We start from the raw sequence: 6,210 nt of genomic DNA, 5'->3' as shown, positions 1-6,210 counted from the left end.
CCATCATCCCGTCCATCTCGTTCCCATGCTCTGCGTGGGAATGCAGAGCTATCCACAGACACAGTGCTAAACGCGAGGTATGCGTTCCCACATCAGTGGAAACGAGACAATGCTAAACGCAGGGTATGCGATCCCACAGGGAACCGTGAGAACGAGACAAAATAACTGTCCCATTTTGAACTCGGATTCCGTTAATCCTGAGCTCGTCGAAGGGTGCTGCCACGGAACTTCAACAGGCCTGAGTCCAGGCGAGGTCAAGAGCAGGTGCGCAAGTGGGACAAACCCTACACTTCTTGCAATTCATTCATATCTATCACTGAAGGTGAATTTGTAAGCGTGTGGTATCTCAGATTACCTGCCCTGTATAATTTACATGAGGTTAACACCGCCATTGAAAGGCCAACCACTCCTGCTCCAGCCAATGAATATAACAAAGCCTTGGATCTGTTTTCAGAAGAGGGGTCAGGGAGCCTACCGTTTTCGTAATAATTGAAATCATTTGGCCATGGCGGCTCAGGTACATCTTCTACATCAGGAATTCCGGGATGGGATAGCTTATAACTTACAGTAAAGGGAATCTCCTTGTCAGGTTGTGATTCAGGGATTATATAAAGAGAAGCCTCTTTTATTTTGTGGGGGTATGGGGGAAACCAAAAACAGCATCCATGATGATAGGACGAAATCTCGAAATGTTTCACTACTGAAGATAGATGCTGAGGCCCACTTCTGGGGTCATCACTTTCCGCTCCAACAAAAAAACCGGCCTTATTTGAAGCATCTGACGGCGCTTCTGTCGTAAACAGACTATCTTCAATGGCGTCTGTTATCCCGCATCCTGAAATCTTCCTGATGTTATTACTATATGGAGACTCCCTTAGTTCAACCCAGATATTTTTCATCCATGGGCTATACGGATGTCGAGTGGTCAGATCAAACTCAACATGTTGATGGTAATCGTCGTGTAAATAATACCTCTCTGTCATAGCTGCGTCAGCGTATAGTTCTACCGTATAAAATCTGAACATAAGGTGATTTAGAGGCATGACTTTAGTATTGAATGTAATATTCGTTGTTGTTGGTAGCTTATCCTTATCGATGAATTCTGAAAAATAACTAAAGGTGCCATTAGCATCCCCGGAAATTAACAGAGAGCATGAGGAGTTATCGTCTATAGATACCATTCTAAATGGCTGTTTAATCGTTTCAGCAGACTGACTTGTACCAGTACTTGAGCTCAGCATTTTACTGATCGAGCAACGGACATTATTATTGTCAGGGTCACGATTCAATAATGAGAGTGAAATATTCCCTTTAACACCCGGAACGTAGAAAGGCTGTTCAATATTAAGTAACCCGTTTTTCGGAACTTCGTAGCTGACTGACCTGAGGAAATTGATATTATTTTGTGCGCTCCCAGACGGGTCTTTCAGTGGCATCAATATTTTAGAACCATCATACTTACCCACGTCAGGTTTATAATCCTTATTTTTCCCATCAACAAAACTGTCCGAACTAATATCGCTCTTTATACCCAGCCTGATGATATCGGGTATTTCGCCCGGCTCTGGATGCGTTTGGGTTGTATTGTCAGCCTCCGGTAGCGAATCATCCACCTGTATGGTGGCAGTGGCATCATAATACAAGTCTTCCTGAGCGTCATAATACGCTTCTTCCGTATTGTTTGTGTTAACAGGGTAATCGACACTGGGTTCCGTTAATTGCTCCATTTCTGTAACACTTAAACCCGCTGTATAATATTTAGCCTCATCAAAAGTTGTCACGGGATGCGTTTCGGTATGGTTGGTTAGTGTCAGATTATTTTCAGCATTGAGTTGTGACTGAGTTTCCCGTTCGCTCCGTACGAACCCTGAGAGCGAAGAAGCAAGCAAACCAACGACAGGGATAATAACCACAGGCACTATAATCATTGTCAATAAAACGGTCCCCTTTATCTGGGCACTGTGCTGTCTATAAAAATTGGCTGGATTCGGAAGACAGTTACCAACCTCACACACCTTCACTTTCAGGTGATTAAACCAGCCAGTGGAAGTACTCCCTGTATCCGCTGTTCTGGTGCTTGCTGAAGCAAAAGACTCTATTTTATTCATACCGCCTCATTTGAAGTATCTTTGTGCTGCCTTATTTACACTCGATTCTGCCGTTTTTCCCACTTGCCTTTTTTTGTTATTTCAACAGCAAGGGTTTGAGCTCAGTCATAGAATCTGCCTTTAATAATCAGTCTGCAGAGCAGCATCCATTGATATCCGTATATTTTCAAAATGCAAGCAGCTACACCTGCGGAATCGAGTAACAGTAATCTAATCTGTTAAAAATATCGGCGAACGTAGTCTAGTAATCATTAATATTTTTTCAAATTTTTACGCAGGGGTTTGCCAATTAATCAAATCGGCGTCCATATTGAGTTGCCCCGCCCTCCCGATATTAGTTACCGTGGCAGCAATGCCCTGCTGCTCTTTAACCTCGTTCCCACGGGGGACCGCGGGAACGAGACATGATGCCCGGGTTTGCAGTAGATACTAAAAAATTGAACTTTATCGAGTGACCAAGGGCTGCGATGAAATAAATGAACTTTGGTACTTTAACTATACGAGCCAAGTATACTTCTACTGTTGTCTAAAATAGACATTCCTGCCGGCATTTCAATGGACGAACGTAAGAATTTAATTACTAGAAGCCTTGGTATTAAAGGAATTATCGACTTTTTGAAATATAAAGAACCCGAGCATCGCGTTATTTTCGTTTTTGCCAATCGTAAAATACAGGATAGACCCTTGAGTCAGAACCGTGGGAACGAGAAATGACATTCAAAAGAACCAATAAAACCGGGCTAAAGAGCCCGGTAAGAACGCACAGAACACAATTTCACGAGGTTAAAAATCAGTTTGGTTCATTCCCACTGGTGTGGGAATGAACTTTCATCTCGTTCCCATGCTCTGCGTGGGAATGCAGAGCTATCCACAGACTCAGTGCTAAATGCGAGGTATGCGTTCCCGCACCAAGTGGGAACGAGACAAACGTGGAGTTTTACCCATTGGGTAGACTGCAGTGGGGAGTCCCATGTCACGCTTCATTGAACTCGCGCTATCCTTCTGGTTCCCATGCTCTGCGTGGGAACCTTATCCATCATTAAGCAACTTACCTCCCGGTAGATATGCATTCCCACGCAGAGCGTGGGAACGAGGGAAACCGTTCATCAACACTTTATCGGGATGGGTGTGTTGTGACCCATTGATTCAGGTCATTCGATAGTAATTTGACATTATTTTGGTTATTGCTATTTATCATCTCGATCATGCTTTGCGCGGGAACCCTTATCCAACAGCAGGGATTGTGCAAACCAGCCCGTAGCATTCCCACGCGGAGTGTGAGAGTAAGGAATCCCGGGTATTCAGGAGCGAGGCAGGCTACACTTAATTGCCATGAAACCTAATAAGGATTGAAAAAAACACGGCCAAACCTTTTGACCATTAAAAGGATAGAACCCATGAATGATAACCAATATCTCAACTACATCGAACAAGACCCGGGCAAACGGTTTGGTAAGCCCTGCATAAAAGGCACACGCCTGGCCGTTACCGATATCCTTGAAATGCTGGCAGAAGGATTAAGTCAGAGTGAGATTCTTGCCGACCACCCCAACCTTAACGCAGAGCATATAAAGGCGGCATTGCTTTACGCCGCCAATCATATTAAAGGTGCTGCCTGATGCTGCTTCTGGATGAGAACCTATCTCCCAGACTGGTGGCCAGAATAAGTACCATTTTCCCAAACAGCCTTCACGTGCTTCACGCCAAACTCGACAATGCACCGGATATTGAAATCTGGTACTTTGCCAGAAAACAGGGACTGGCGATTGTTTCCAAAGACAGGGATTTCCTCAACTTTTCTCAACAGTATGGTACGCCGCCGAAACTGATCTATCTCCAGACCGGTAATTGCCGGTTGGTACAAATAGAGCAGCTTTTAAAAGACAACGTCACCGTTATTCAGGCATTTCTCCGGGAACCGGAACGTGGAGTTTTGCAAATTGGGTAGACTTCATCATCTCGTTCCCATGCTCCGCGTGGGAATGCAGAGCTATCCACAGGCACAGTACTGAATGCGAGGTATGCGTTCCCGCACCAGTGGGAACGAGATAAACCGGTTCGGCCAATGCAAAAAACCGGGCTAAAGAGCCCGGCAAGAATGCACAGATCAACAATTTCAAGAGGTTAAAAATCGGTTGGGTTCATTCCCACACCTGTGGGAATGAACTTTGGTCAGTTCCTGAAGGAAGGTGACCTGCGTAGCTGCCTGATCATTAGAACCAGTATTCAATACCAGTTGATGCTTCGCTGAAGCTGTCGGTCTTCCAGCGACCAGCATAGCTTTCACCGGCATCAACATCACGGTAACGGACATAAACAACCGCATTTGAGTCGATCTTGTACATTAACTGAGTAGACCAGGTATCATCGCCAGTATTTTCCTGCTTGGCACCATTGACTTTAAGGTCTTCAGTTTTGGTGTAACCAACTTTAGCCTGCCACTTCTGATCTGCACCGAAGTTGTACATCAGGCCAGTAGAGTAAGCGTTTTCTTTCTCGTCGCTACCAAGAGTATCGTCGGCTTCAGCAATACGGTACTGGGCAAAATAACCAACAGGGCCGTGGCCACCTTGCACACCTGCCAGATAGGTTTGGTTATCCCAATAGTTACCAATATCTTTGCCATCCGCGTCATACGTGGCAGTGTCATAGTTCATCTCATAAGCAAGATCGAACTGAATCCAGTTTCCTTCACCATACTTAACATTTTGGTGCACCGCAGCACCATGCCAATAGTTGCTACTGGCTTCTTCACTGGCTGTTGCTCCAGCACGGTCTGCACCGGCACCAACAGCAAGATCCATGGTAAAGCCAGTCCAGAGCTCCTTGGAATCCCAACGGATGGTATCGGACTGACGGTCATTAAAGTTATTACCGCCAATGTTACCGCCCCAGTCCCAGGTATCACCCAGACCAGGGTTAGAGGCAGGCCAGTCAACCAATTCATAAATTGGTGTCAGTACACGACCTACACGAACCAGACCAAACTTCTCACTGTCAAAACCTATGAACGTGTCACGCTTACCAAGATAACCACCGCCACCATTTTCACCCTCAAAACTTGGATCTACGTAACCAGTTTCAATCTGCCAGATAAATTTAGTGTGCTCTGGCAGGCCATCAAATTTTGCATAGCCGCGCCAACCGATTCGGGTTTCGTTATTTACCTGAACACCTGAGTTATTGTCCTGATTCGCATAATCACGACTGGCGACTTGAACCGCAATAACACCATAAATATCGTGTCCATATTTATCTTCAGTACTGCTTTCACTAGCCATAGCTGATACGGAAGTCAGTGTAGCCATTACCGCGCTGGCAATCAGTGTCTTTTTAAACATGCTCATTAATCCCCATTAACCCCTGTGTGTGTTTGACTGCTTTATTCAAGAAAGGCAGCACTTTCTATCGGTTGATCCAATTCATGGATACCTGCAAGGTGTCGTAAATATTCCCCGTCACCCTGCCCGTTTCTTTCTTGTTTTGTTATCAGTCAAGAAACGGTCGCTTATGTAAACGGTTGCCAGCTTATCGTTTCGCCTAAAAAATGTAACCGGTTTCTGCAACCGGTTTCAACCTTTTGTGAACACTTTTGTCTTAAATCAATAGTTGGGCACTTTTCGTACCCGAACAAAACCACTCCAAACAGAACATTGACTCAAATCATTGAATCACAACTTCACACAAGTAAAAGACACCTGTTTTATTCAGAATCCCGTTAGTAGACAAACAAACCTCCTTATAAAGCCAACAGAGAGCCCCTACAAACCAAGGGCTGGCAGGGCATACAAGCACATACCTTATAGTTATAAATACGCCATGAAACCGGTTGCGGAAACCGGTTGCACGGCGTGCTCCATTGTGATTTCATTGACGGCGTCCTGAAACTTCCACTGGTTTCCCTTTCAGTCCCGACTCTCAATACAAACTCTTAATACAAAGAGTGATAGAAACAGACGGGTATCGAGAAAGCCGGAACGGGAACACACTGAATTACGGAGTCACTAAAATGAAAAAAATCTTCCTTTGCTGCAGCGCAGGCATGTCCACCAGCATGCTGGTTAAGAAAATGGAACAGGCCGCTGCGGATCGTGGTCTGGAA

At 45.1% G+C, this 6,210-nt stretch carries 4 protein-coding genes and 1 pseudogene; 3 read left to right on the top strand and 2 right to left on the bottom strand.

The window, feature by feature from the left end; all coding sequences use genetic code 11:
- Positions 1-284: 284 nt before the first annotated feature.
- Complete coding sequence (locus RM811_RS04865) at positions 285-2,108, bottom strand: hypothetical protein (protein WP_402521338.1); 1,824 nt, start codon at positions 2,106-2,108, stop codon at positions 285-287.
- A 1,397-nt stretch (positions 2,109-3,505) separates the two neighbouring features.
- On the opposite strand from RM811_RS04865, the gene RM811_RS04860 reads away from it, so the two are divergent.
- Positions 3,506-3,727, top strand: coding sequence for a DUF433 domain-containing protein (locus RM811_RS04860; protein ID WP_402521336.1), 222 nt, complete (start codon positions 3,506-3,508; stop codon positions 3,725-3,727).
- Positions 3,727-4,056, top strand: coding sequence for a DUF5615 family PIN-like protein (locus RM811_RS04855; RefSeq protein WP_402521334.1), 330 nt, complete (start codon positions 3,727-3,729; stop codon positions 4,054-4,056). Before RM811_RS04860 ends, RM811_RS04855 begins: the two co-directional genes overlap by 1 nt.
- A gap of 265 nt (positions 4,057-4,321) precedes the next feature.
- Here RM811_RS04855 and RM811_RS04850 read toward each other — a convergent pair whose 3' ends face one another.
- Positions 4,322-5,455, bottom strand: coding sequence for a porin (locus tag RM811_RS04850; RefSeq protein WP_402521332.1), 1,134 nt, complete (start codon positions 5,453-5,455; stop codon positions 4,322-4,324).
- A 662-nt stretch (positions 5,456-6,117) separates the two neighbouring features.
- Here RM811_RS04850 and RM811_RS04845 point away from each other — a divergent pair.
- Positions 6,118-6,210, top strand: a pseudogene (locus RM811_RS04845) (PTS sugar transporter subunit IIB); the annotation flags it as partial.

This window comes from Endozoicomonas sp., assembly GCF_031844845.1.
Lineage (GTDB): Bacteria > Pseudomonadota > Gammaproteobacteria > Pseudomonadales > Endozoicomonadaceae > Endozoicomonas.
This window is presented reverse-complemented; position numbering and strand designations above follow the sequence as displayed.